Source organism: Mesorhizobium sp. P2_A12 (assembly GCF_056405075.1).
In genome coordinates this window covers 538,075-564,432 of the sequence record NZ_JBFUCU010000002.1, presented here as the reverse complement: position 1 = coordinate 564,432, position 26,358 = coordinate 538,075, and the positions used below count along the sequence as shown (strand labels likewise).

The window sequence follows — 26,358 nt, the reverse complement described above, 5'->3', positions numbered from 1 at the left end:
TTGATCGTTGACGTCTCTGGTGCCGTTTGGAGCCGGCAATTTTCTGCTGAAATCCGCGGGCGCGCGCCTTACCTCCTCGTGAAGGCGACCGCGGCAACGATGATTGCTCCCTTGATGACGAGTTGCAGCGACGAGCTGACGCCAAGCAGCACCAGCCCATTGTTGAGCGTGCCGATGATCAGGCTGCCGAGCAGCGTGCCCAGCACGAAACCGCGACCGCCGAACAGGCTGCAGCCGCCGAGGATCACCGAGGCGATGACATCGAGCTCCATGCCTTGCACGACATCGGGCCGTGCCGCGTGCGAACGCGCCGACAGGATCAGCGATGCCAGCCCGGCGAGCGTCCCGGTCAGCACGAAGGCCAGCGTGGTGACCTGCTTGATATGGACGCCGGAATAGAGTGCGGCCGTCGGGTTGCCGCCCGCCGCATAGACGCGCCGCCCGTAGACGCTGTAGTGGAGCAGCAGGATGCCTGCGATCGTGACGCCAAGCGTCCACAGGATCGGCGCCGGGATGCCCAGCACCGAGCCTTCGCCGAAGATCGCGAAATAATACTCATTGGTGATGATGACCGGCTTGGTGTTGGTGACCATCAGCGCCAGGCCGCGCGCGCCGCTCAACGTGCCCAGCGTCACCAGGAAGGACGGGATTTCGAGGCGGGTGGTCAAGACGCCGTTGATCAGCCCGATAAGCGCCCCGGTGCCCAATCCTGCCACCGCGCCGACAACCCAGTTGTTGGCGACGAAAGCCATGGCCAGCGACGCGCTCATGCCCGAAAGCGCCAGCGTCGAGGCGACGGACAGGTCGATCTGCCTGGAGATGATGACGAACGTCATGCCGACGGCAATGATCGAGACCAGCGTCGTCTGGCGGCCGATGTTGAGAAAATTGTCGATCGACAGGAACCAGGGCGACGCCAGGCTGAAGACGATCAGCATGACGGCAAAGGCGACGTAAAGCATATAGGGGCGCTCGCCCTGAAGCAGATGCTGCAGCGCCGACCGACCGCCTGGCTGGTTGGCGGCAGCCCCCCTTGCCACTGGTGGATTTGCCGGGCTTTGGGTGTCGGTCATGCCGCGTGCTCTTCCGATGGCTGCGAAAGTTGAATGAGGTGATGGAGATCCTCGGCGCTGCCGAATTCCTGTCTCGAAATCGTCTTCGTGATCCGGCCATCGACGACGATCGAGACGCGGTCGCAGAGCTGAAGCAGTTCGGAAAGATCCGAAGACACCAGCAGCACACCGCTTCCCGCCGCCGCCGCGGCACGAATGACGCCGTAGATCTCCTCGCGCGCGCCGACGTCGACACCAACCGTCGGCTCGTCGAGCAACAGGACGCGCGGCCGTGGCTCGTTCCATTTGCCGAACACCACCTTCTGCTGGTTGCCGCCGGACAGATTCTTCACCGTGGTCGATGCGCCTGGCGCCTTGACGGCCAGCCGGTGCATCGCGGCATCGGCGTGCTCGCTGGCCGCGCGGCGCTGCAACCAGCCCAGGCGCGAGAAATACGGCAGCCGTGGCAGGGTCAGGTTGCGCTCGATTGAATGTTCGAGGACCAGCCCCTGGACGTGCCGGTCCTCCGGCACCAGCGCGATGCCCCGCCGTATCGCCGCGGCCGGATCGGTTCTGTTCAGCGAAACGCCGTCGAGGCTGGCATCGCCCGACTGGACGGGCCGCAGCCCGAAGATCGTCTGCAAGATTTCGGTGCGTCCGCTGCCGATCAGGCCGGCAAGGCCGTGGATTTCGCCGCTGCGCAGTTCGAGATTGGCGCCGTCCAGCCTGTCATTGCTGACGCCCCTCAATTCGAGCACGGGCTTTTCAGGTGAACCAGGGCGAGCCGAGGACGACACGCCTTGCCCAACTGCCGTGCTGCCCGCCTTCAGGACTGCGTGATCCGGCCCGACGATCGCCCCGACCAATTGCCTCATATTGGTCTGCGACGTGACAAATGTTCCGGCGTTCTGTCCGTCGCGGAACACGGTCACCCGGTTCGAAATCCGGAAGACCTCGTTGAGGCGATGCGTGACGTAGATCACCCCGACGCCCCGCACGGCAACAGCACGGATCGCCTCGAACAGGATCTTCTCTTCATCGTCGGTCAGCGCCGAGGTCGGTTCGTCGAGGATCAGCAGGCGAACGTCGCCCATCAGCGCCTTGGCGATCTCGGTCATCTGGCGATAGGCAAAGGGCAGCGACCCGACCAGGACGCGGGCATCGAGCGGGATATTCTGCGACTTGAGGAAGGCTTCGGCCTGCGCCACCAGCTGGCGTTTTTTCAGGAAACCCAAGCGGGTCTTCGGCTCTCGTCCCAGCATCAGATTGTCGGCAACCGAAAGCGATTCGACCAGGCTCAGATCCTGGTAGACCACCGCCACGCCGGCCTCACGCGACTGGGCGGGTGAAGCGAACGAGACAGGCTCGCCGTTGATCTCGATCGAACCACCATCGTGCACGTGGACGCCGCTTAGAATCTTGATCAGCGTCGATTTGCCGGCCCCGTTTTCACCGAGCAGGGCGTGCACTTCACCGGATTTGATTTCGAGACTGACGCCGCGCAGCGCATTGACACCGCCGAACCGCTTGCTGACGCCCTCGACGCGCAGCAAGGGAGTCCCGGACGATGGCGAAATCGAACCCTGTTCGATCATGACGCCTGCATTTCCTTCCGTTGACGCGTCCCCCTACCCCGATCGAGATTGTCTTTTGAGACTTCTCTTACTTTTTTTGTGACCTTTCCATCAGGCCGGCGAAATGTCAAACGGAGTCAGGCGGCAGTTGGAATGATTCCGGCCCTACCTCCCCATGTTCGGTGATGACGGCGTCGAAACCGTCCATCGGCGCGAAGAAGGCGCGCTTGAGCTTGCCGATCTTGCTGCTGTCGACGACGAGGTAGTTTTCGCGCGCCAGGCTCATCACCTTCTGCTTCACCACCGCCTCGTGGAAATGCTCGCAGGTGGCGCCGCGTTTGGCATCGACGCCAGCGGCCGACAGAAAGGCGGCATTGATGCCGACGCTCTTCAAAATGTCGAAGTCATGCGTGCCCGAGAAAGACGCCGAGGCGGGATGATAGACACCGCCCAGCATGATGATCGTGACATTGGCCTTGCGGGCCAGGCGTTCCGCGACATTCATGGCGTAACATATTGCCGTTATTCGATAATCATCTGGAATGAGGTCGATCAGATGGATCAGCGTCGTGCCGCAATCGATGAAGATCGTCTCGTCGGGTCGAATTTTTCGCACCGCGTGCAGACAGGCTTCGCGCTTCGCCGCCGCATGGCTGTCGGCCGCGGTCGCCAGTTCGTAAGGGGCGTCGGTATCGATCTCGGCCGCCGCCAATATGTGCCCACCGAGAAAGGCGATCTGCCCCTGATTGGTGGCGATGTCACGCCGCACAGTCATCTCCGAGACGCCGAGCAGCGTCGCCGCCTCGCTCAGATGGATAACCCGCCGTTCCGATAGCAGATGGATCAGCCGGGCTGTCCTTTGCGCTTTGCGAGCAGTCATGCGTTGGGCCTATCGGTCGCCTGAAATGTGAGGAATTTAACAACCGCTCTCATTCGGTTGCAAGCGCGGTGTGCGAATCCGCCTGCCATGACCAACGGAGATGTCTGCTACAGGGCTCTCGCCTGCCCTGGGCCGATCGCGCAGACGATCAGGCCTTGGCGGATTTCGCCGCCCCGAACCGCAGACCGTCCATCAGCAGCGAGACCAGCCGGCGTGAGCGGTCGCGCCATTGCGGGGTGTCGGGTGCCGAGTAGATGCCCGACAGTGCGTGCAGCACGTCGGAAGCGTCGACGTCGCCACGGATGGTGCCCTCGGCCACCGCAGCCTCAACCAGTTGCCGCAAGGCCTGCGAGACCCTGCCCGACGTGTCGGAAAACAGCGTCGAATTGGTGGTCAGCAGGATGCGCAGGCTGGTCGCCAGGCCGCGCTTGGTGGCGATGTAGTCGACGAAGCGCTGCATCCACTGCTCCAGCGCGACATCGGACGGGTATTTTCCGGCGAGTTCGCCTGCAGCCGCGCACAGCGCCTCCGCTTCGCGCCGGTAGACCACCTCGACCAGATGCTCGCGGGTCGGAAAATGCCGGTAGAGTGTGCCGATGCCGACGCCGGCACGGCGCGCGATCTCCTCCAGCGAGGCGTCTATGCCGCGCTCGGCGAAGACGGCGGCCGCCACCTCGACCAGCCGGTCGCGGTTGCGTTGCGCATCAGCGCGCAGCGGCTTGGCCTCTTCGACCTTCTCTTCAGCGATGGCGGACGGCTCGGCGGCCAATTTTTTCTCCACGGTGTGGCGGGGGGCTTGAACCCGGCCGGGTCAGCCCCCACGTAATAAACGGAGGCGCCTCCGTTTTAGTGGAGCACGTTTATCATATAATAAGGCGAACCGGTATGTCACGTGCTGAAAGTTGCTTCCCCCGCCCGCTGGGAGGTCGGTGAAAGACCGATGAGTGCAATCTCCCCATACCGGGGGGATTAGCCAAGCTGACCGCAAGGTGACCTTGCTCTTCCCCGGCAAGGCACCAAATCATCCCCATCCGCGTCAAGCAGACTGGAGCCAGACGCCAATGACCAACCTTCCCATCACTCTCACCATCAATGGACACCGACACGAACTGGAGGTCGATCCACGCGTCACGCTGCTTGACCTGCTGCGCGAGCAGCTTGAGCTCACCGGCACCAAGAAGGGCTGCGACCGCGGCCAGTGCGGCGCTTGCACGGTACTGGTCGATGGCAAGCGCATCAACTCCTGCCTGGCGCTAGCTGTCAGCCAAGACGGCGCCAAGGTCTTGACCATCGAGGGTGTCTCCCATGGTGAAGACCTGCATCCGGTGCAGGCCGCCTTCATCGCCCATGACGGCTTCCAATGCGGTTTCTGCACGCCGGGTCAGATCATGAGCACGCTCGGTCTGATCGCCGAGGCACAGGCCGGCGACGATCCCGAGCGCATCCGCGAGGGGATGAGCGGCAATCTCTGCCGCTGCGCTGCCTATGGCGGCATCGTCGAGGCCGTCCTGGAAGCCCAGGAGCAGCTTGCCAAATCCGATCGGAGGACCGCGGCGTGAAAAACTTCGATTATGTCAGGCCCACCACCATTCCCGACGCCATTGCGGCGGCGGCCGAGCCGGGTTCGGCCTATCTCGCCGGCGGCACCAACCTGCTTGACCTGATGAAGGGCGGGGTCACCAGCCCCGAGCGTATCGTCGACATCTCGCGCTTGCCGGAGCTCAACCGCATTGAGCGGCTGGCCGATGGCGGCCTGCGCATCGGCGCGCTGGTGCGCAATGCCGACCTCGCTCATGATCCCGAGTTCGCCAAATCCTATCCGGCGGTGGCTGAGGCCTTGCTGTCGGGCGCCTCGGCTCAGCTTCGCAATGCCGCCACCGTCGGCGGAAATCTTTTGCAGCGCACGCGCTGCAGCTATTTCTACGACACGGCCAGCGCCTGCAACAAGCGCGAGCACGGCGCAGGCTGCGACGCGCTGGGTGGTGAGAACCGGCTGCACGCCGTGCTCGGCTGGAGCGACGCCTGCATCGCCACGCATCCGTCGGACTTCTGCGTGCCGCTGGTGGCGCTCGATGCAGTGGTCGAGATCGAGGGCAAAGAGGGCCGGCGCCATGTGACGCTGGAGGAATTCCACCGGCTGCCCGGCGAGACGCCGCAGCGGGAGAATGGGCTGGAGCCCGGCGACCTGATCGTTGGGGTGCGCCTGCCGGCGGAGGCCGCCTCCTTCTCCGCCAATGCCCGCTATCTCAAGGTACGCGAACGCACCTCCTATGCCTTCGCTGTTGTCTCGGCCGCCGCTGCCCTTGTCGTCGAAGGCGGCAAGATCCGCCAGGCGCGGCTGGCGCTGGGCGGGGTAGCAGCCAAGCCATGGCGGGCGCGTTCGGCGGAAGCGGTCCTGCTTGGCGCCGATGCCGACGAGACGAGCTTCGTACGTGCGGCGGACGCCGCTTTGGCCGATGCCAGTCCCTCCGGCGACAATGCGTTCAAGATCGAACTCGCACGCCGCATCGTGGTCAGGGCGCTGGTGTCTGCCCTGGCGGGAACGCCTGAACGGCTGCCAGCCCTTCCTGCCTCCCCATTTTCCTCCATTCCCGGAGTGCGCCATGACGCTTGAACTCAGCCTCAATCAGCAACCCGCCCATCTCCGGCAGGGCTCCAGCATCGGCCAGCCGCTGACCCGCCGCGACGGTTTTCTCAAGGTCACCGGTGCCGCCCGTTACGCTGCCGACAATCATCCGCCCGGCATGCTCTATGCGGTACTGGCCGTCAGCAGCATCGCGCGCGGCCGCGTTGCTTCACTGGAAGTCGGGGCGGCCAAGGCGCACGGGGGCGTGGTCGAGGTGATGACGCCCGAGAACCGGCCGCCGCTCGCCACCAATCCGGATGCCAAGAACAATCCCTTCATGTTCCGGCTCGACCTGTTGCAGAACGACCATATCCGCTACCCGAACCAGACCATCGCCGTGGTGATTGCCGAAACGTTGGAGGCGGCGACCGAAGGGGCGGCACTGCTATCGCCGCGCTATGAAGCGCAGCCGGCGCGCGTTGGCCTCGACGGCGCTGAAAGCTTTGTGCCGGGCGGTGTCGGCATCGGCAGTCCTGCGGTGCACCACAAGGGCGATGTCGAGGCCGGTCTCAAGTCAGCGGCGACGCGGATCGAGGCGACCTACGAGACGCCGGCCCAGTACCACAACGCCATGGAGCCGCATGCGATCGTCGCCGCCTGGGATGGCGACAGCTTGTCGATCGACACGCCGAGCCAGGGCCTTGCCATGGCACAGGGCCGCATCGCTGGCCTGTTCGGCATCGCTCCGGAAAATATCCACATCCGCAGCCCTTTCCTAGGTGGTGGCTTCGGTTCCAAGGGCATGATCTCCGGGCCGCAGGTGCTCGGCATTCTGGCGGCGCGTCTCGTCGGTCGTCCGGTCAAGCTGGTGCTGAGGCGCGAGCAGATGTACGGGCCCGTCGGCCATCGCGCGCCAACGCGCCAGACCTTGCGCATGGGCATGGACGGCGAAGGGCGGCTGACAGCGATCGACCATCACGCCAAGACCGCATCGAGCACGTTTGACGATTTCTTCGAACCGGCCGCCGATGCCTCGCATACGCTCTATGCCAGCCCGGCCATCGCCACCTCGCACGAGGCGGTGCGGCTGGACACCGGCACGCCGCTGTTCATGCGCGCCCCGGGTGAAGCCACCGGCTCGATCGCGCTGGAGAGCGCCATCGATGAGGCGGCCGCTGCCTGCGGCATGGACCCGCTGGAGTTTCGGCTGCGCAATTATGCCGAGGTCGAGCCGATGACTGGCAAGCCGTTTTCGTCCAAGGCGCTACGCGAATGCTACACCCAGGCATCGGAGCGCTTCGGTTGGCGGCGCCGTCCGCTCCAGCCGCGCCAGATGCCGGACAAGGACGGCTTTCTGACCGGCTGGGGCATCGGCACGGCGACCTTTCCGGCGATCATGTTCCAGGCTGAGGCGCGTGCGGTGCTGAGGGCCGACGGTAGCGGCCTGATGGAGACCGGCGCGCAGGACATGGGGCAAGGCGCCTGGACCGCCTTCGCCCAGATCGCCGCCGACGGGCTGGGGCTCGACATCGACCAGGTCGATTTCAGGGCCGGCAGCTCCGATTTGCCAAACGCAGGCATTGCCGGCGGCTCCGGCCATACGGCGACCGCCGGCATGGCGATCCACAATGCCGGAGCCGCCGTGATCACCAGGCTCGCTGATCTCGCCACCCGCCATGAAACCTCGCCGTTGTTCGGCGCCGGCAACGAGGGCGTGCTGGCGCGTGACGGCCGCCTCTACCGGCGCGACGACGAAAGCCGCAGTGAAAGCTATGGCGAGATCCTGGCCCGCGCCGGGCTCGCCGAGATCGATGGCCGTGGCACGGGAACCCCGGACCCGGCCTCGCGGGAGGCCTATGCCATGCACGCGCATGGCGCCGTGTTCGCCGAAGTGAAGGTCGATCCCGATTTCGGCCAGATCCGCGTCACCCGCTTGGTCGGTGCCTTTGCCGCCGGGCGGGTCATCAATCCGCGACTGGTGCGCAGCCAGTATTATGGCGGCATGATTTGGGGCGTCTCCTTCGCGCTGCATGAGGAAGCCGTCACCGACCGGCGCTCGGGCCGTATCCAGAATGCCAACCTGGCCGAATACCACGTCCCGGTGAATGCCGACGTGCCGTCGGTCGAGGCGCTGCTGGTCCACGAGGACGACCCTTACGTCAACGCGCTCGGCGTCAAGGGCGTTGGCGAAATCGGCATCACCGGCACGGCTGGCGCCGTCGCCAATGCGGTCTGGCATGCAACTGGCGTGCGCCCCCGGCGCTTTCCAATCCGGATCGAGGACCTGCTGGGATGACGAGTGATCCGCGTAGCGGACAGAAGGCCAGTTGCCTGGCTTTCCAAACGACGAATGCCCGGAGCGAAAGCGAAGGGACGGACAGCTGGGAGATCCGGTAGATCTGCCGGCTGTCCTTGCCTCCCAACATCAGCTCAATCGACTCCGCGTCAAGCAACTGGAGCCAGACGCCCATGACCAAAACAACAATTCCCGTCCATCTCGACATCAACGGCCATCGCCACACCCTGCAACTCGAGCCGCGCGTCACGCTGCTCGATGCCTTGCGCGACCGGCTCGGCCTGACCGGCACCAAGAAAGGCTGCGACCACGGCCAGTGCGGCGCCTGCACCGTGCATGTCGACGGCGAACGCGTGCTGGCCTGCCTGACGCTGGCCGCGCAGGCCGAGGGCCGCACCGTCACCACCATCGAGGGGCTTGCACGGGAGGGCGAACCGCATCCCGTGCAGGCTGCCTTCCTCGACCAGGATGCCTTCCAGTGCGGTTATTGCACCCCCGGCCAAATCATGTCGGCGGTCGCCTGCATCCGAGAGGGCCATGCCGGCTCGGACGAAGAAATCCGCGAATACATGGCCGGCAATCTTTGCCGCTGCGGTGCCTATCCACACATTGTCGCCGCGGTCCGCCAGGCCGCCTTGGAGGCTCAGTCATGAGAGATTTTTCCTATCTGCGCGCCGGCTCGGTCGAGGCGGCACGCCAGGCCGCCGCCCTGCCCGGCGCCATGCTGCTCGCCGGCGGCACCACGCTGATCGATCTCGCCAAATGCGGCGTCGCCGAGCCCGATAGCCTGGTCGACATCACCCATCTCAAGGGCCTGGACAAGATCGAAGTCAGCGCGCGTGGCGTCACCATCGGCGCGCTGGCCAAAATGGGTCATGTCGCCGACCACGCCGACATCAAGCGCCACTTCCCTGCCGTCTCCGAAGCCTTGTGGCAGGCGGCGTCGGCGCAGATCCGCAACATGGCGACCATCGGCGGCAACCTGATGCAGCGCACGCGCTGCCCCTACTTCCGCGATCCCTCGAATTTCCCTGCCTGCAACAAGCGGGAACCCGGCAGCGGCTGTTCGGCCATCGGCGGTGTCACTCGGGGACACGCCGTACTCGGCACCAGCGACGCCTGCATTGCCATGTATCCGGGCGACCTCGCAACTGCCCTGGTCGCCTTCGACGCGATCGTCCATCTCGGCGAGCGCCGGGTTTCAGTCGACGACTTCTTTCTCTTGCCCGGCGCCACGCCCGACAAGGAACACGCGATCGAACCGGGCGAGATGATCACTGCCATTGAGATCCCAGACTCCGCGGCCGCCCGGCGTTCCACGTACCTGAAAATCCGCGACCGGCAATCCTATGAGTTCGCCGCGGCAAGTGCTGCTGTCGGCATCGAGTTCGAGGCTGACGGGCACACCATCCGGGATTTGCGCGTGGCGCTGGGCGGCGTCGCGACCAAACCGTGGCGGGCGCGGGCAGTGGAAGAGGCGCTGAAAGGCAAGGTGCTGGAACCGGACGCCGTCCGCGCCGCCAGCCTGCTCGCCATCGAAGGAGCTGTCGACAACGGCGCCAACCACTACAAGATCGAACTGGCGCCGCGCGTCGTCGCCCGCGCCATCCTAAAAATGGGAGAAACGGCATGACCGTTCACAACATGAGACATGGTGATGCGTCCGATGGCGGCGCCGACGCCATTGGCGGCCGGCTGTCGCGCGTCGACGGCCCGGCCAAGATCACCGGCTCCGCGAAATACGCCGTCGAGCAGCAGCTTGCAGGGCTGGCCTACGCCATGTTGGTCGAAAGCACGATTGCATCGGGCAAGGTGCGCTCGATCGATACCGCGGCGGCCGAAGCAGCGCCCGGCGTGCTCAAGGTGTTGACGCCGGACACCATCATCAGCCTCAGGACTGCCTCTGACTGGTTCGGTACACCGCCGCCCGACAAGCCCTATTGCCCGCTGGCGCGCGACATCACCTTCTCAGGCCAGCATGTCGCGGCGGTCGTCGCGGAAACCTTCGAGCAGGCGATTGCGGCCGCTGCACTGGTCAAGGTCAGCTATGACGAGACCCCCTCAATTGTCGACCTCAGCGACTCCAAGGCCGGTGACGGCATCCCGATCGACGCAATGACCAAGGAATGGGGCGACGCCCAGGCGGCTTTCGCCTCGGCCCCGGTCCGCATCTGCGCCGCCTACAACACGCCGCGCGAATACCAGGCGCCGATGGAGCCGCATGGCCTGATCGCCAACTGGGAAGGCGACAAGCTCACCGTGTGGGAGCCGAGCCAGTGGCTGGACGGCATGGCGCGCACCTATGCCGAATGGTTCGGCGTGCCGTTCGAGAATGTGCGGCTGGTCTCGCCCTATATTGGCGGCGGCTTCGGCTCCAAGGCGCTGGCGCTCAGCCATGGCGCGGTGGCGGCAAGTGCCGCCAGGATGCTGGGCCGGCCGGTGAGGCTGGTGATGACGCGGCCGCAGACCTTCACCGGCTACGGCGGGCGCGCGGCGACACGCCAGACGGTGACGATCGGCGCCGACCGGCAAGGAATAATCCAGTCGATCGTGCATCGCGGCATCAACGAGACGTCGATGGACGGTATGTGGGTCGAGCCGCTGGGATCGGTCACCTCGATCATGTACGCGACGCCGAATTTCTCATCGAAGCAGAATGTCGTGCGGGTGAATTCGGTGGTGCCGGGCGCTATGCGCGCGCCGGGCGAAAACCCCTCGGCCTTCGGCATCGAGAGCGCCATCGACGAACTCGCTTATGAGGTCGGCATCGATCCGCTGGAGATCCGCCTGAGAAATTATGCCGAGCAGGATCCGCACGCCAAAAAAGCCTGGTCGACCAGGCAGTTGCGCGAGGCCTTTGCTGCAGGTGCAGAACGCTTCGGCTGGGCCAAGCGCAGGCCCGAACCGCGCTCGATGCGTGACGGCAACCAGCTGATCGGCTGGGGTGTCGCCGCCGGCACCTATCCGGTGCGGCGCGCCTATGGCGAGGCGATCGTGCGCATCCTCGCCGACGGCTCGGTCGAGGTCGAAAGCTCCTCGATCGACATGGGCCAGGGCACCTACACGATCCTGGCGCAGACCGCCGCCGAGACAGTCGGCGTGGCGGCAGACAATGTCGTGGTGAAGCTCGGCGACTCGCGCTTCCCCCGCGCCGGCGTCGCCGGCGGCTCGCGACTGGCCGGCGTCATGACCGGCGCCGTCTACAAGGCGGCGACCTCGGCGCTCGATCAGCTCGTCGGGCTGGCGATCAGCGATCCGCGCTCGCCGTTCCACGCGCTGCAGGCCAATACGCTGATCGTCGCCAATGGCCGTATTTCATCGCCGCGCGGCAACGGCCCCGATCTCTCGATCGCCGAACTGCTCGGCAGCGTCGGCCGCGACCATATCGAGGCCACCGGCGACACCATGCCGGCCAATTCGACCGCGCAGGATCGCTACAAGAACTACACCACCATCGCCATGGCGTTGCCGCATACGGAGGGCGACTATTCCCGCCACAGCTGGTGCGCGCATTTCATCGAGGTGCGCGTCGACGAGGATTTCGGCACGGTGCGCGTGTCGCGCGTGGTGTCGGCGCTGGATTCGGGCCGGCTCTACAACCCCAAGCTGGCCGAAAGCCAATGGAAGGGCGGCATCATCATGGGCATCGGCCAGGCGCTGCTCGAGGAGGGCATAGTCGACCGCCGCCACGGCCGCATCGTCAACAACAACCTTGCCGACTATCTGGTGCCGACCAATGCGGACATTCCAGACATCGAAGTGATCTCGGTCGGCATTCCCGACCTGCATTCCTCGGTGCTCGGCGGCAAGGGCGTCGGTGAGCTCGCAATCGTCGGCGTGGCACCCGCGATCGCCAACGCGGTCTTCCACGCCACTGGAAAACGGGTGCGCGACCTACCGATCACGCTAGAGAAGCTGATTTAGGGGGCGACGGCGGGGGAGATCGTCGTCACCCTCGCCTCGCCAATCTCCGGCGTCAGCCCTTCCCTACCACTCCAGCCCGAACACCAGCTTGCCGAAGTGCAGGCCGCCGGCGGCCATGTGGGCGTAGGCTTCGGCTGCCTCGTTTGGCGAAAACACCTTGTCGACGACCGGCTCGATCCCGGCTGCACCGATGGCGCGGGCGGCATCGCGAAGGTCGGACACCGACCCGGTGTTGTTGCCGACCACCCTCAGCGCCTTGATGATGATCGGCAGCAGATTGACTGTGGCCTCGGCGCCGGTGACGAAGCCGATGGTGAACAGCGTGCCGCCGGGCGCGGTGGCGTTGACGGCGCGGGCGAAGGTGGCGGTGCCCCCGGTCTCGACGACGAGGTCGGCGCCGAGGCCGCCGGTCAGCTCCAGCACCTTGCCGTCCCAGTCGGGCATCGCGCGGTAGTTGATGAGATGATCGGCGCCGAGTGCCTTGGCCCGCTCAAGCTTCTCGTCCGACGACGAGGTAATGATGACGGTGGCGCCGGCGGCTTTCGCTAGCTGCAGGGTGAAGATCGAGACGCCGCCGGTGCCGAGCAGCACGACGACCGAGCCCGGCCCGACATCGGCGGCGCGGATGGCATTCCAGGCGGTGGTGCCGGCGATCGGCAGCGTCGAGGCCGCCTCGAAGGAGAGATGCGCCGGGACCGGCACGACCGAATTGGCCGGCAGCGCGACATATTCGGCCAGCGACCCTGGCAGCGAGATGCCGCGCATCTGCGTCATCTCGTAAGGCCGCGGCCGGCCACCGATCCAGCGCGGCTTGGCGTGGGCGACGACACGATCGCCGACGGCCAGTCTCGTAACCCCCTCTCCCAGTGCGACGATCTCGCCGGCGCCGTCGGCGACTGGGATGAGCGGAAAGCTCGGTCCGGGATAATTGCCGCTCGCCACCGCGACATCGACGAAATTGAGGCTCGCCGCACGCTGGCGGATCAGCACCTCGCCACGCTGCGGTTCGGGGGTGGCAATGGTGGCGGCGCGGAAGGCGTCCAGCCTGGGTTGGCTCAGTTCGATGGCTTTCATGGTTTCACTCCGGTGGGACGATTGATGGGTTGAGTGAACCTAGCTGCTGCGCTATCTCTGGATAATCGTTGCCAATTGCATTTAAGTACTGTGAATTATGCAGCAATCCTATGAGCCCGCGGCCCTTGCCGAAATGGCGGCCTTCGCAGCGATCGCCGAGGCGCGCTCCTTCACCACGGCGGCGGCGCGTGTCGGGCGCGACGCGACCATCCTGTCGCGGCGCCTACAATCGCTGGAGCAGCGGCTGGGGGTAAGGCTGCTCTCCCGCACGACGCGCAGCGTGTCACTCACCGAAGCGGGTGCCGAATTCCTGGTGCGCGTGCGCGCCATCCTCGCCTCCGTCGACGAGGCCGAGGCCGCCGCGTCGGCACATGCCGGCGGCCGCCCGCGCGGGCTGCTCAGGCTGGCGCTGCCCGGTACGTTCGGCCGCATGTGGATCGGGCCGCTGCTGCCTCAATTCCTTGCCGAATTTCCCGATGTCCGCATCGAGGCCGAATTCTCCAACCGCTTCGTCGATCTGGTCGCCGAGAATTTCGACGTCGCCGTGCGGCTCGGCGCGCTGGAGGATTCGCGCCTGGTGGCGCGCAAGGTGGCGACGCGGCGCCGTCTGCTCTGCGCCGCCCCCTCCTATCTCGCCCGAAGGGGCAGGCCTCAGACACCGCAGGCGCTGCTCGAACATTCCTGCCTCGGCTTCAGCGGCTTCCAGACCTTTCCGGCCTGGGAGATGACCGACCGCGAGGGCCAGCACGTGCGCATCGAGGTTTCCGGGCCGTTGGTCTCCGACGATGCCGAGGTGTTGGTCGAGGCCGCCGTGCAAGGCATCGGCCTGATGATGAGCACCGACTGGCTGGTCGGCCGCGAGCTCGCCGACGGCCGGCTGGTGCCGATCCTGGAGGACTGGACGCTGGCCGACGAAGGCGCGGTCTATGTCGTCACGCCCTCAGCCAAGGGGCAAGCCGCCAAGACCCGCGCCTTCGCCGACTGGATCGGCAAGCGCTTCGCGCCGGAGCCGCCCTGGCGGCGGTGAGCCGCCGGTCTCCTCACAAAGGGGGCGATCACACGCTCCTCCCCTACTTCCCCTGCCCCTTCATGAACTGGCTGAGCAGATCGACCGGCAGCGGGAACACCACTGTGGACGAGCGCTCGCCGGCGATGTCGTGCAAGGCCTCGAAATAGCGCAATTGCATGGCTTGCGGCTCGGCCGCAAGCATCTTGCCCGCCTCGACCAGCTTGGCCGCCGCCTGCTGCTCGCCATCGGCGTTGATCACCTTGGCGCGGCGCAGCCGCTCGGCCTCGGCCTGCTTGGCGATGGCGCGGATCATGCTCTCGTTCAGGTCGACATGCTTGATCTCGACATTGGAGACCTTGATGCCCCAGGCATCGGTGCGCTGGTCGAGGATCTCCTGGATATCGCTGTTGAGCTTGTCGCGCTCGGCCAGCATTTCGTCGAGTTCGTGCTTGCCGAGCACCGAGCGCAGCGTGGTCTGCGCCAGTTGATTGGTGGCGGCCATGAAGTCCTCGACCTGGATGATCGCCCGTTCGGCGTCGACGATGCGGAAATAGAGCACCGCGTTGACCTTCACCGAGACGTTGTCGCGCGAAATCACGTCCTGCGGCGGCACATCCTGCACCACCACCCGCAGATCGACCTTGACCATCTGCTGGATGAAGGGGACGAGGATGATGAGACCGGGACCCTTGACCCCGGTGAAGCGGCCGAGCGTGAAGACCACACCGCGCTGATATTCCCTGAGAATGCGAATGGCCGCGGACAGGAACATGACCACCACCAGCGCAAGCAACAGATAGGCCACGTAACCGATGCTCATTTTTTTGCTCCATTCCTTCCGGCGTCGCGCCGCCGCACCGTCAGCACGAGATCGCTGATGTCGGTCACCTCGACGCTGTCGCCGGGTGCGATGGGTTCGTCGGCCTTCGCCCGCCAGCGCTCGCCCTGGGCCATTACATGGCCCTTGCCGTCCTGCCAGTCGAGAATCTGGGCCGACAGTCCGCGCATGGCCTCACCGCCGACACGCGGCAGGCTCTTGCGCGCCGCCCAGACATAGGTGCCCGTCAGCAGCGCCAGCCCAAGCGTCAGCGCGGCGGCGGGACCGATGACGGCCCATGACACGGCGAAGCCCGGACCTTGGGTCTTGAGCAGCACGGTGGCGCCAAGCAGAAAGGCGGCCACGCCGCCGAGTCCAAGCACCACGGTGGGATTGAAGGCCTCGACGACGAGGAAGGCGACGCCAAGCAGCATCAGGGCGAGGCCGGCATAATTGATCGGCAGGAGATTGAGTGCGTAGAGCCCAAGCACGAGGCAGATGGTCCCGATGACGCCGGGCGCCACCGCGCCGGGGCTGGTGAACTCGAAGATGATGGCGTAGACGCCGACCAGCATCAGGATGATGGCAACGTTCGGATCGGTAATGACGGAGAGAAGCTGGATGAACCAGCCGGGTTCCAGCGTCTCGACCGGCAGCCCTTTGGTCGCCAGAACCACTTTCCTGCCCGCTACATCGATGGTCCGCCCATCGGCCAGCCGCAACAGCTCCGTGGTGTCGTTGGCGACGAAGTCGATCACATGTTCCTGCAGCGCCGCGTTGGCCGAAAGGCTCGCCGCTTCGCGCACCGCTTTCTCGCCCCAGTCGCCATTGCGCCCGCGCAGTTCCGCCAGCGAGCGGATCAAGGCAACCGCGTCATTGGTCACCTTGGCCATCATCGCGTCGCCTGCCGGCCGCCCGGTGGCGTCCTTCTGGTCGCCCTTGTCGTTCTGGTCGCCCTTGTCCTTGTCGCCGCCGGGGAGCGAGGGCAGCCCGCCCATCTCGACCGGCGTCGCGGCGCCCAGATTGGTGCCGGGCGCCATCGCCGCGACGTGGGTGGCATAGAGGATATAGGTGCCGGCGCTGGCGGCATGGCCACCGGCCGGCGCGACATAGCCGATGACGGGCACCGGAGAGGCGAGGATATCGGCGATCATCTCGCGCATCGAGGTGACCAGCCCGCCGGGCGTATCGAGCTGAAGGATGAGGACTTCGGCGCCCCGCTTGGCGGCGACGTCAAGCGCTTCCTCGAGCTGCCTGGTGCTTGCCGGCCCGATGGCGCCGTCAATGGCGACGCTCAGCGCAACCTTCTCGCTCCCGGCCGAAGAGAAGGGAGAAAAGAAAGCTGCGGCGACGAAGGCCGCGGCAAGAAGGGCCACCCGCGCGAAGGTCACGCTCAAAGCTCCGTGAAATCAATATGGGTTGTATTTTGGCGAAGTCCAAGAGGAGCGACGCCGGCGATTGCGAACGCGGCCGAGCGCAATCTCTTGTCGAGGAGCTATTCGGGCGATGGTACCGGTGGCCGCGACGTCAGCGCGGTGCCGAAGGCGGCGGCAATGACGGCGGCGATCCCTGCGCATTGCGTAGGGGTCAGGCTTTCGTGCAGGAACAGGAAGCCGGCCAGCGCGCCCAGCCCGGGCTCGAGGCAGGTCAGCGTGCCGTAGATGCGGGCCGGCATCCGGGTCAGCGCCACCATCTCCAGCCAGAACGGCAGCGCGCTGGAAAACAGGCCGACGAGCAGCGCGCTGGTCAGGATCGATGGCGCGAGCAGCGCGGTTCCCGCCTGTGCCACGCCGAAGGGCAGCACCAGCACGGCTGCGATCGCCATGCCATAGGCTGTGGTCCGAGAGCCGAGTTCGGCGCCCGCCTTCTGGGCGAGCACGATGTAGAGCGCCCAGAAGCCGCCGGCCGCCAGCGCCAGCATCACTCCGGTCGGATCAAGCGGCTGCAGCGAATGGACGAACGGCGACAACAGCACGATACCGGCCACCGCCAGCGCGATCCAGGCAAAGTCGCTGGCACGCCGCGAGGTCAACGTCGCCACCAGCAATGGACCGGAAAATTCCAACGCCACCGCGATGCCCAGCGGAATGGTGGCGAGTGCGGCGTAAAACAGAAGGTTGAGCGCGCACAGCGTCACGCCATAGGCGATCAGCCATGGCATGGTGGCGCGCGACGGCCGCATCTGCCACGGCCGCAGCACCGCGATCAGCATCAGTGCGCCGACGACCAGCCTGAGCGTCGTCGTGCCCTGCGCGCCGATCAGCGGGAACAGGCCCTTGGCGAAGGTGGCGCCGATCTGGATCGAAACCATGGCCCCCATCAGCGCGGCGATCGGCAAGGGCGCCGCTTCGCGACGGGCAACCGGCGTCGATGTCACTTTGGTTCATCCTCCCTTTGCGCCCTGACCAGGCAGCATGGATCGGGAATACGGGCAACCGGCCTGTCCTGTCGTGAGGCAGGGCGGACTGTCGGCTGGGGCAAGGCCAAGCGGTCGAAGGTCAGCCGGGCTCTTCCGCCATCCATGCCACCGGTTCAGCGTCACCCTGCTAGGCGGCGGCCGCAACCGAGCGCTTGAACAGGATGGTGACCCTCGTGCCCTTGCTTGGGCTCGACTTCACGTCGAACTCCGCCTTGGCGTTCTCGGTCAGCGAGTGGGCGATCAGCGCGCCGAGCTTGCCGCGCTTGGGCCAAGTCTCGCCTTCCGGCAGACCGATGCCGTCATCGGCGATAACGACGCTACAGCCATCGCCATCAACGATGCTGTGCAGCGTGATCGTGCCGCCGTCGCGCCCCTGGAAGGCATGCTTGAGCGCATTGGTCAAAAGCTCATTCACCACCAGCCCGGCCGGCATGGCCACGTTGATCGATACCGGATAGGTGTCGACCTTCATGTCGAGGCGGATGCCCTCGACCGCATGCGAGTTCATCACCGCCGACGCGATTTGGCTGAGATAGACGCCGAGATCGACCTCATCATTGTGATCGTCGTGATCGTCGCCAGACAGCGTCTGGTAGAGGATCGCCAGCGCGTCGACGCGCCCCGCCAGCCTCTCGAAACGCTTCTGGTCCGGCTCGGCCGCGTTGCGGGTTTCGAGGCGGATCAGCGCGGTGATCATCTGCAGATTGTTCTTCACCCGGTGCTGGAGTTCGCGCAGCAGCGTGTCCTTCTCGCGGATGTGCTCGTCGATCGAGCGCGCATCCTCTGTTTCGCCATGGGCCGAAACATCCACCAGTGCCACCAGCCGGAAGCAGACCTTGCCATCGTCATCCTGGATGAGGTTGGAGTAGACGTCGACGATCGCAGGGGCTTCTTTCCGCTCCAGCCGGAACGTGCCGACGAAATCGGTCTCCTCGACGATGGCCTCAAAGAGTGCCCGGCCCTTCTGCTGGTGCAGGCCGGTGCCGGAAAGCGCGGCCCAGCGCTCCCGGGCGAGCCTCGCCGCCTTGAGGCCGGACAATTTCTCGAATTCCGGATTGGCATACACAACGCGCTCCTTCGAGCCCAGATCCGAGACGGCAATGGCAATCGGTACCTGGTCGAGGAACTTCTTGAATTGTTCGCTTTCCAGCGCACTGGCAAGGTCCGGCGTTTCGAGCAACTGCCCGACCGCTTCGCCCTTCTGTGTATCGGATGTCATCTGCAGCACCTGTGGGGGCATCAATATCAGCGATGCGACCAACCCGCCATCGCCAATGCTCGAGGCGGCATTTTCGCGCGCCGCGTTGCCACGCACATTGAGTGGTGTTCTCGGAATTGGCGTAGCCGCTCCCGGCGCGTAGCCGGTCACTGCGTCGCCAGCCTCGATGCCAGCCGCGGCCTCGGTGCTGCTCGCCTGCCCCATCGCCTTGGCAACATCGGCGCCGGTTACCGTACCGGCCAGCGCTATGGTGCGGGTGAGTTCGGCGGTCTGCCTCCGCGATGCGGCCGAGCGCCGGGCGAGCGCGATGCGGGCCTGATAGCCGCGCGCCTGGTGACCACGCAAAGGCCGGCAGCCATGCTGCATCGCGCAAAACTCAATGCTTCTAATTCATTCGCTGCAGAGCTGGAGCAAAATTTATATAGCAAAAATATAGACTTCCGAGATTCGCGGACGATTTAAGAAAAACTCTAGACTTTCCTATTTCCAAGCTGAGATTCTCTCCAATCAACTCAAACGGGCGGATTCGGACAGCTTAACGACAGGGTTGAAGTTCTGGAGAAAATCGCCAAAAAGGGCAGGCACCGGCCGGTTTTTATCAATATTTCGCGCTCGCTCACACAAGTATTTCGGCTTGGTAAAATTTTTGTGTTGCGCTGCACAATGCGGTAACCGAACCATCCTCTGGGGGACTCATTTAACGACTGGACATAGGCCGTGAAGGATCCCCTGGCTTGACCGACTTTAGCTGCCCGTCTGTCGATTTCGAGCCCGGCCTAAGCGGACTCGCAAAACGCGGGTTTGATGCTGCCGGCCCCGTGGCGGGTCTTGGCCTACCGTTCGAAATGGCCGCCTTGCGGCTTCATCGCGGACATCACGCTGGCGGACGCCGCTGATGGGAAACACCCGCGACATCCAACTGGATGCATTGAGGGCCATCGCCGTCACGATGGTGCTGTACTCCCATTTCTTCGCGGCCGGAGGATCTTCCTTCTGGGGCCATATAGGCGTGCGGTTGTTTTTCGTGTTGAGCGGCTTCCTGATCACGCGCGTGCTGCTGGAAGCGCGTTCGGCCGCCGAATTTGAAACCGGCGCCGCGTTGCGATCCTTCTACATCAGGCGGGCGCTGCGGATATTTCCTCCCTATTTCGCCGTCCTGGGTTTCGTTTGGCTGTTTGACCTGGAACAGGCCAGGGCATCGCTGATCTGGCACGCGCTTTATCTGTCGAATTTCTGGTATGCGCTGCGCAATGACTGGACGCCCTGGGTGCTGTGCCATTTCTGGAGCCTGAGCATCGAGGAGCAGTTCTATGTCGCCTGGCCACTGATCGTCCTGCTTGTCCCACGACGGCGCTTCGAGCCTATCTGCATCGGCATCATCCTGCTGTCGCTGGCCTATCGCTTCTACTGGCCGGTCACCGCCACTCCGGCGCTGGCACGCGACCTGCTGCCGCCGGCATCCATGGATGCGCTGGCGTCGGGTGCGCTGCTTGCCTGCTGGCGGTCCAGGGGCGCTGCCCTGCCGCAATGGATGCGGCTGGGCTGGCCTGCCTTCGCGGCCGCATTTCTGATGATCGAGTGGTTCGTCCCAGCCCCTCCCGATCCGACACTGGAATGGGCCCGCTGGCTGCTGCTGCAAGTCCTGCCGCTGGTGCCGCTGATGGCCATCGTCGCCGCCTGTTCGAGCGGCCTTGGCGGCACCCTCGGCAAGCTTGCCGAGCTGCCGCCGTTGCTGGCTTTGGGTCGCATCAGCTACGGCGTTTATCTCTATCATCCGATATTGCTATCGCTCGCCGTCAAGTCGCAGCCGTGGATTCCGCTCAATGTCTCGGAGCAAGGGCCAGGGCGGTTGCTGGTTGCGAGCGCCGCCACGATTGTCGTGGCCTCGATTTCCTGGGTGGCTTTCGAAAGGCCGCTCAACCGCCTGAAGCGCCACTTCCCCTATGTGGCGCGCACCCATGCCGCGCCGGCACCCGCCGGCCATGCCGGCTGGATCGCGAGGGCGCCCGGCCGATCGCTCGATGGCCCAGCGCCATCGCTCGACCTCCAGCAAACGGATGCGACACGATGACCGCCGCGCCGCTCGTCTCGGTCCTGCTGCCGGTCTACAACGCCGGGCCCTATCTCGCCGCCGCGCTGGGAAGCATCCTGCGGCAGGACTACTGCCGCGTGGAGGTCATCGCGATCGATGACGGGTCGACCGACAATTCGCTCGAAATCCTCGAGAGATACCGGCAAGCCGACAGCCGCATCTCGATCATCTCGCGCGAAAACCGCGGCCTCGTCGCGACGCTCAACGAAGGGCTGCGAAAAGCCCAGGGCGAACTGGTCGCACGGATGGACGCGGACGACGTCGCCTACCCCTGGCGCCTGTCGCGCCAGGTGGCGCTGTTCGAGCGGCGGCCCGAACTTGGCTTCTGCGGCGCTGGCGTCGACATGTTGATCCGCGGCCGCATCGCCAGAGGCAAGCCCGATCCGGTGTTCCAGTTCGGCCGCATTCCCATATTGGCGATGTTCTTCACCATCTTCATGCACCCGACGGTCGTCTACAACAGGAAGGTCATCGAAGACGGCGATCTCCACTACGACAAGACCTACAGGCACGCCGAGGATTTCGACCTTTTCAGGCGGTTGGCCGGCCGTTACCCGGCAGCCATGATGCCCGAAAACCTGGTCGTCTACCGCATCCATCAGGCAAGCGTGACCAGCCGGCACAGCAAGGAGATGCGCCGGACGCATTTGCGGATCGTGGCGGAGAATCTCGAGCGCGAGGGCCTCGCGGAAACCACGCGGGGCCTGCGCGACATCGGCGATGCGGTCAGCCTCGACACGGTTACCCGTGCGGCCAACTTCATCGTCGCGCTCGAGGAGGAGATCTGCTCGCTGCCGGCCGAGACGCGGCGGAGCTTCGAGGCCGGCGCGCTGAACCTGTTCTATTTCCTCTACCAACTCGTCGCCGACGAAAAGCAGCCCTCGCTGACGCATGAATTGCTGACGCGGACCGCGAAATGGAACGTCATCCGGCGCCGCGAGAAATATGCGCTGCGGCCGGGCTCCTGGGCGCCCCGGCTCAGCCTTGCCTCGCTGTCGGCCGGCCGGCAGGCGGACGCCCTGGCATACTTCTTCAAATCCGCGCCCGCCGAGACGGTCCTGGCGCCTTATCAGTTGAGTTAGAGGGATGACCGTCAAAGCCCACCAACCCCTGCAGCGCGATCGTTCGACAGCGCTCGGCGCCGGCCCGGCCAATCCCCGCCCGGAACGATCGGCGCCGGAAGTCAGCTTCATCATCTGCACGCGCAACCGCGTCGCCGTGCTCGAGGCCTGCATCAAGTCGGTGCAGGCCGCGTGCCGCGCCCACGCCGGCTTCGCTGCCGAACTGGTGGTCGTCGACAACGGCTCGAGCGACCGCACGGCGGAACGCCTGGCCAGCATCGCCGCCGTGTCGGACGTCCCATTCACGCCCGTTTGCGAACCCCGCCCCGGATTGGCGACTGCCCGTAACGCCGGGTTGAAGCGCGCGCGGGGCCGTGTGCTGGTCTTTGTCGATGATGATTGCGCGGTCCATTGCGACTACCTGCGCGATCTGGAGCGACACTATGCGTCGGGGGAACAATGGCTCATCCGGGGCGGCCGTGTCGAACTTGGCGACCCCCGGGATTTGCCTTTCACGATCAAGCGCTCGCGGGTACGCGAGCGGCTGACGCCGGATGTCCATCCCGGCGGTTTCGTGCTGGGCTGCAACATGACGATGCACCGCGATGTCGCGGCCCGTATCGGCTATTTCGACGAACGTTTCGGCGCCGGCGGGCCGTTGCGGTCGGCGGAGGATACCGATTACCTCGTGCGCGCGGTGCTGCTCGGCATCGCGGTCGAGTATGTGCCGGACATGACGATATTCCATCATCACGGCCGGCGGGATCGCAAATCCATCGAAAAGCTCCACCGCGACTACAGCCTGGGAAATGGCGGGCTCTGCCTGAAACATGTTCGCCATGCGCCCTGGCTACTGCGTCACTTCTACTGGGCCGCGAGAGCCGCTTTCCGGGAATCGGCGGGCGGGCCGGCGTTCGATCGCGAACTCAACCTGTCGCACTGGCCGATCGTCGGCATGAATTTGCTCGGCGCGGCCAGATTCGCGGTTCTCATGCTGGCGAGACGGGCGCAGGGTGCACCGATGCGACAAGATCAACAGGCAAATGCCGAAGCGAGTTGAACCGCTATAATGCCATTGCTACCGCCCAGCCTGCCGATGCTGTTCCGGACGTTCGGAAAGAAGCAACTGCGCCTGCTTCCGGCGGTGGTGGTCCTCGGCCTGGTCGGCGCCGTCCTCGAAGGGTTCGGCATCGGCCTGATCATCCCGTTGCTGGGCATTATCATGGGACACGGGGATGCCGCGGGAATGGGCGGCTTCTCCGCCGTCCTCCAGCATGTCGGATCGGGCCTCAGCGAGCGTGACCGGCTTATGGTCATTTCGATCGCCATCCTCGGCTCGATCGTCCTGAAGAACATTTTCGCCTTCGCCAACACGCTGCTGACGACCTTCATCTACGGCAAGGCAAGCCATTCGATCCGCAGCGCCTTGTCGGAGCGGCTGTTGCGGGTCGGCTACCCATTCTTCCTGCGGCAGAGTCCGGGGCGGCTGCTCAACATCATCTCCAACGAATCCTGGCGGGCGTCGGATGCGATCCAGATCGTGCTGTCGGCCATCGTCAGCGCCTCGGCCGCAATCATCCTGCTGGCTTTTCTGCTGCTGCTTTCGTGGCGCATGACGCTGTTGGTCACGCTGGGACTGGCCGCCGTCCAGATCGCGCACGCCATCCTGTCGGCCAATCTGAAAGGGCCCAGCCGCAGCGTCGCCTCGCGCAACTCGCACCTCGCATCGCAGATGCTCCATCTGGTGCATGCCGGGCGCCTGATCCGCATCTTCGGACAGGAGAGCCGGGAGAAAGCGATATTCGATACGGCGTCCGATGCGGTCCGCCGCGCCTCCTTCGTTCTGCTTGTCCGCCAGGGAGCGTTGCCGCCGCTGACGGAGGTTCTCCACGCCGCGCTGTTTCTGGCGGTGGTGATCGGCGCCTGGCTGGCGCAGGTGAACTTCCCGCTGATCATCGCATTTGTCATCCTGCTCTACAGGCTGCAGCCGCATATGCGGGCCCTGCAGGGGTCGTGGAGCCAGCTGCAAGGCCTGAGCGGATCGCTCGAAGAGGTGATATGGATGCTGGATCCGTCCGGCAAGCCTCCACCGCCGCAAGGCGACGGGCCGTTCCACAGCTTGCGCCAGGGCATCAAGTTCGATGACGTGACGTTCACCTATTCCGGCACGGATCGGCGTGAGGTGGTGCTGCATTCGGCGACTTTCGAGATCCGCAGCGGCCGCTCGACGGCACTGATCGGCCGCTCGGGCGCCGGCAAGACGACGATCGTCAATCTCCTGTGCCGCTTCGTGGAGCCGGACACCGGCAGGATTCTCGTCGATGGATCACCGCTCGACGGGATCGACGCCAGCCAATGGCGCCAGCACATCGCACTGGCCAGCCAGGAGCTGGAGCTGGTCGATGGCACCATTTTCGAAAACATCACCTACGGGCAGGACGCGGCCACGGCCGACGAAGCCGAGCGTGCTGCAAGACTGGCCGAAGCGCATGAATTCATCGAACGGCTGCCGCTCGGTTACGACACGCTCGTCGGCTACAGGGGTGTCAACCTTTCGGCGGGACAGAGGCAGCGGATCGCACTGGCCAGGGCCTTGGTGCGCGATCCCGATCTCCTGATCCTGGACGAGGCCACCAATGCCGTCGACGGTCTCTCGGAGGCAGCGATCGTCGAGACGCTGAAGTCGAGAGCCGGCCGCCGAACGACCATCGTCATCAGTCATCATCACAGCACCATCTCGTTCTGCGACGACGTGGTGATCCTGAGCGGCGGCAGGGTGAAAAAGCAGGCACCTTTCGGCGCGCTGGCATCGCTTACCATGGACGAGCTTTACCAGCACGAGCAACTCGCCGCCCCAGGCCGAGCGAGTGCCAAGCGACGTCGCGGGGAGCCCGCGAAGTAGGCTACGGCGTCGCGCGCAGGTTCCTGCGGACGCGCCGCCTGCCCGTTGCACGCGCTTTCTCCGCCACCACGCCGGTGATCTCGACCACGGTGCCCTCACGCGGTCTGCCGCTGGTGGCCTTGTGGAGCCGCTCGTAGGGCAGCAATTCCTTGATCCGGGCATTGAGCGAGACGATTTCGGCCCTGAGGTCCTCGCATTCCTGCCTCTGGACATCGAGCTGTATCTGTTCCGACGCCTGTTGCAGCACAAGCTGTGAAAGATTGGCGTTCACTTTCGAAAGGCTGGCCTTGTCGCTTTCGTTCTCATCGGTGAGCGCGGTCAATTTTTCGTCGGCGATCTTCTTTTCGGCCAGGGTGTCGTTCAATTCAGTCTTGAGCCTGGCGATCTCGCTGGCGGCCTCGCTGTTCTCATTCGAGGCCCACTCCAGCCGCGATTGCAGGTCCTGGATCTCGGAGCGCAACCCGCGCGTTTCCGTCTGGCTGCGCGCCAGCTCGGCTTCCCGGTCGCCTTCCACCATGCTGGCCGCTTCGGCCATGCCCGACAGCTTCGCCTGTGCGGCCTCAAATGCCTTCTGGAGCCGCACCTCCTCCTTCTCGCTCTTGGCGAGCGCGGCCAGCAGTTCGGCAAGCCGCGCGGCTTCGCTGGCATGGATCGCCGAGAGCTCGTCGAGCCGGTGGCGCGCCTGGGATTCCCGCTTCAACGCCTTGTCGAGCTCCATCGACAGGCTGACATGCTGTTCCCGCAGCATCTTGCTCTCGCGCAAGCGCCTGTTGGCCTCGACGGTCCTGGCGGTCAGCCGCTTGGCGATGTCGCCGAAGTCCGCGTCACGTTTTGCGCTGGCATTGGCTGCCTCCGCGAGTTCCAGCCTTGTCGCGGCAAGCGCAGTGCGAAGCGCCTCCCTGTCCTGGACCAAGCTTGTCTCGCGGTGTTGCAGCACTTCGCAAGCGCTTTCACGCTCGCGCAGCTTTCTGCCCGCGTCGTGCAGCTTTTCCGACAGCGTTCTCTGTTCGGCGATCAGGCCGGCATTTACCAGCTCCAGCTCGTTGGCGCGAAGGATGTCGCCATGCAGGATGTTGAGATATTCGCGCGTCAGGTGATGTGAGGTCGCGATCTCCGACAGCTTGCCGTGGATGTCGTCCAGATAATCCCTGGCGTCATGGAACAGCCCTTCAAAGGCGCTCAACGCAGCCAGTCGGGTCTGTGCATGGGACGTCAGTCGCGGCCCGGTTTCGGGACTGTCGGTATTGCCCGCACTGTCTGCATTCTTCGCACTATCCGCATTTGCCGCATCGGCCACGGGTGGCGGCTCGTCAGGTCCTGCCGCGGCATCCGGGACATCGTCGCTCTCTGGCGGCGCCTCGTCCTCGGCGTCGAGACTTGCATCCAGCGCATCCGCCAGATCGATCTCGAGTTCCTGAATTGCTTTATCTACGTCTTCAGCACGCTTGATCAGGCCCTTGAAGTTCATAGCCG

General features: G+C 65.1%; 21 protein-coding genes. 11 read left to right on the top strand and 10 right to left on the bottom strand.

Annotated features, from left to right (window positions below; all coding sequences use genetic code 11):
- Window positions 1-68: 68 nt before the first annotated feature.
- From AC1DZU_RS07565 to AC1DZU_RS07550, 4 genes are all read right to left on the bottom strand, one after another.
- Window positions 69-1,073 carry an ABC transporter permease gene (locus tag AC1DZU_RS07565; RefSeq protein WP_477283222.1) on the bottom strand — a complete coding sequence of 335 codons (1,005 nt, stop codon included), beginning with the start codon at window positions 1,071-1,073 and terminating at the stop codon, window positions 69-71.
- A complete protein-coding gene (locus AC1DZU_RS07560; protein WP_477283220.1) occupies window positions 1,070-2,647 on the bottom strand; it encodes a sugar ABC transporter ATP-binding protein in 1,578 nt (525 codons plus the stop codon). Before AC1DZU_RS07560 ends, AC1DZU_RS07565 begins: the two co-directional genes overlap by 4 nt.
- A gap of 106 nt (window positions 2,648-2,753) precedes the next feature.
- Window positions 2,754-3,506 (bottom strand): DeoR family transcriptional regulator, encoded by a 753-nt coding sequence (locus AC1DZU_RS07555; protein WP_477283218.1) that lies wholly within the window; start codon window positions 3,504-3,506, stop codon window positions 2,754-2,756.
- 148 nt (window positions 3,507-3,654) lie between these two features.
- Window positions 3,655-4,275: a TetR/AcrR family transcriptional regulator gene (locus AC1DZU_RS07550; RefSeq protein ID WP_477283216.1), complete on the bottom strand. Its 621-nt coding sequence runs from the start codon at window positions 4,273-4,275 to the stop codon at window positions 3,655-3,657.
- Between the two features lie 292 nt (window positions 4,276-4,567).
- Between AC1DZU_RS07550 and AC1DZU_RS07545 the strand changes: the two genes are divergently transcribed.
- The 6 genes from AC1DZU_RS07545 to AC1DZU_RS07520 all read left to right on the top strand — a co-directional run bounded on the left by AC1DZU_RS07545 (window position 4,568) and on the right by AC1DZU_RS07520 (window position 12,292).
- Window positions 4,568-5,065: a (2Fe-2S)-binding protein gene (locus tag AC1DZU_RS07545; RefSeq protein WP_477283214.1), complete on the top strand. Its 498-nt coding sequence runs from the start codon at window positions 4,568-4,570 to the stop codon at window positions 5,063-5,065.
- The gene (locus tag AC1DZU_RS07540) at window positions 5,062-6,120 is read left to right on the top strand and encodes an FAD binding domain-containing protein (RefSeq protein WP_477283212.1); all 1,059 of its coding nucleotides are present in this window, start codon (window positions 5,062-5,064) and stop codon (window positions 6,118-6,120) included. Before AC1DZU_RS07545 ends, AC1DZU_RS07540 begins: the two co-directional genes overlap by 4 nt.
- The gene (locus tag AC1DZU_RS07535) at window positions 6,110-8,368 is read left to right on the top strand and encodes a xanthine dehydrogenase family protein molybdopterin-binding subunit (RefSeq protein WP_477283210.1); all 2,259 of its coding nucleotides are present in this window, start codon (window positions 6,110-6,112) and stop codon (window positions 8,366-8,368) included. Before AC1DZU_RS07540 ends, AC1DZU_RS07535 begins: the two co-directional genes overlap by 11 nt.
- A 173-nt stretch (window positions 8,369-8,541) precedes the next feature.
- Window positions 8,542-9,021 carry a (2Fe-2S)-binding protein gene (locus tag AC1DZU_RS07530; RefSeq protein WP_477283208.1) on the top strand — a complete coding sequence of 160 codons (480 nt, stop codon included), beginning with the start codon at window positions 8,542-8,544 and terminating at the stop codon, window positions 9,019-9,021.
- Complete coding sequence (locus AC1DZU_RS07525; protein WP_477283206.1) at window positions 9,018-10,001, top strand: FAD binding domain-containing protein; 984 nt, start codon at window positions 9,018-9,020, stop codon at window positions 9,999-10,001. The genes AC1DZU_RS07530 and AC1DZU_RS07525 overlap by 4 nt, the downstream gene beginning before the upstream one ends.
- Window positions 9,998-12,292 (top strand): xanthine dehydrogenase family protein molybdopterin-binding subunit, encoded by a 2,295-nt coding sequence (locus AC1DZU_RS07520; protein WP_477283204.1) that lies wholly within the window; start codon window positions 9,998-10,000, stop codon window positions 12,290-12,292. Before AC1DZU_RS07525 ends, AC1DZU_RS07520 begins: the two co-directional genes overlap by 4 nt.
- 63 nt (window positions 12,293-12,355) lie before the next feature.
- Here the strand turns inward: AC1DZU_RS07520 and AC1DZU_RS07515 are convergent, their stop codons facing one another.
- Window positions 12,356-13,366, bottom strand: a complete 1,011-nt coding sequence (locus AC1DZU_RS07515) for a zinc-dependent alcohol dehydrogenase family protein (protein ID WP_477283202.1) — start codon at window positions 13,364-13,366, stop codon at window positions 12,356-12,358.
- Between the two features lie 97 nt (window positions 13,367-13,463).
- On the opposite strand from AC1DZU_RS07515, the gene AC1DZU_RS07510 reads away from it, so the two are divergent.
- The gene (locus tag AC1DZU_RS07510; protein ID WP_477283200.1) at window positions 13,464-14,393 is read left to right on the top strand and encodes a LysR family transcriptional regulator; all 930 of its coding nucleotides are present in this window, start codon (window positions 13,464-13,466) and stop codon (window positions 14,391-14,393) included.
- A gap of 43 nt (window positions 14,394-14,436) precedes the next feature.
- On the opposite strand, the gene AC1DZU_RS07505 is transcribed toward AC1DZU_RS07510, so the two are convergent.
- The 4 genes from AC1DZU_RS07505 to AC1DZU_RS07490 form a co-directional block, all read right to left on the bottom strand.
- Window positions 14,437-15,195 carry a slipin family protein gene (locus AC1DZU_RS07505; RefSeq protein WP_477283198.1) on the bottom strand — a complete coding sequence of 253 codons (759 nt, stop codon included), beginning with the start codon at window positions 15,193-15,195 and terminating at the stop codon, window positions 14,437-14,439.
- A complete protein-coding gene (locus tag AC1DZU_RS07500) occupies window positions 15,192-16,583 on the bottom strand; it encodes an NfeD family protein (RefSeq protein ID WP_477283196.1) in 1,392 nt (463 codons plus the stop codon). The genes AC1DZU_RS07505 and AC1DZU_RS07500 overlap by 4 nt, the downstream gene beginning before the upstream one ends.
- Before the next feature lie 104 nt (window positions 16,584-16,687).
- Complete coding sequence (locus AC1DZU_RS07495) at window positions 16,688-17,569, bottom strand: EamA family transporter (RefSeq protein WP_477283194.1); 882 nt, start codon at window positions 17,567-17,569, stop codon at window positions 16,688-16,690.
- A 169-nt stretch (window positions 17,570-17,738) separates the two neighbouring features.
- Entirely contained in the window at window positions 17,739-18,830 is a 1,092-nt protein-coding gene (locus AC1DZU_RS07490; protein ID WP_477283294.1) for a sensor histidine kinase, read from the bottom strand.
- 895 nt (window positions 18,831-19,725) lie between these two features.
- On the opposite strand from AC1DZU_RS07490, the gene AC1DZU_RS07485 reads away from it, so the two are divergent.
- Genes AC1DZU_RS07485 through AC1DZU_RS07470 form a run of 4 tightly spaced genes read left to right on the top strand, consistent with a single transcriptional unit; the run spans window position 19,726 to window position 24,885 of the window.
- Window positions 19,726-20,901: an acyltransferase family protein gene (locus AC1DZU_RS07485; RefSeq protein ID WP_477283192.1), complete on the top strand. Its 1,176-nt coding sequence runs from the start codon at window positions 19,726-19,728 to the stop codon at window positions 20,899-20,901.
- Window positions 20,898-22,004, top strand: a complete 1,107-nt coding sequence (locus AC1DZU_RS07480) for a glycosyltransferase family 2 protein (RefSeq protein WP_477283190.1) — start codon at window positions 20,898-20,900, stop codon at window positions 22,002-22,004. Before AC1DZU_RS07485 ends, AC1DZU_RS07480 begins: the two co-directional genes overlap by 4 nt.
- 4 nt (window positions 22,005-22,008) lie before the next feature.
- Window positions 22,009-23,043 carry a glycosyltransferase family 2 protein gene (locus AC1DZU_RS07475; RefSeq protein ID WP_477283188.1) on the top strand — a complete coding sequence of 345 codons (1,035 nt, stop codon included), beginning with the start codon at window positions 22,009-22,011 and terminating at the stop codon, window positions 23,041-23,043.
- 9 nt (window positions 23,044-23,052) lie between these two features.
- Window positions 23,053-24,885 (top strand): ABC transporter ATP-binding protein, encoded by a 1,833-nt coding sequence (locus AC1DZU_RS07470; RefSeq protein ID WP_477283186.1) that lies wholly within the window; start codon window positions 23,053-23,055, stop codon window positions 24,883-24,885.
- 1 nt (window position 24,886) lies between these two features.
- On the opposite strand, the gene AC1DZU_RS07465 is transcribed toward AC1DZU_RS07470, so the two are convergent.
- Window positions 24,887-26,353 carry a coiled-coil domain-containing protein gene (locus AC1DZU_RS07465; RefSeq protein WP_477283184.1) on the bottom strand — a complete coding sequence of 489 codons (1,467 nt, stop codon included), beginning with the start codon at window positions 26,351-26,353 and terminating at the stop codon, window positions 24,887-24,889.
- Window positions 26,354-26,358 lie beyond the last annotated feature (5 nt).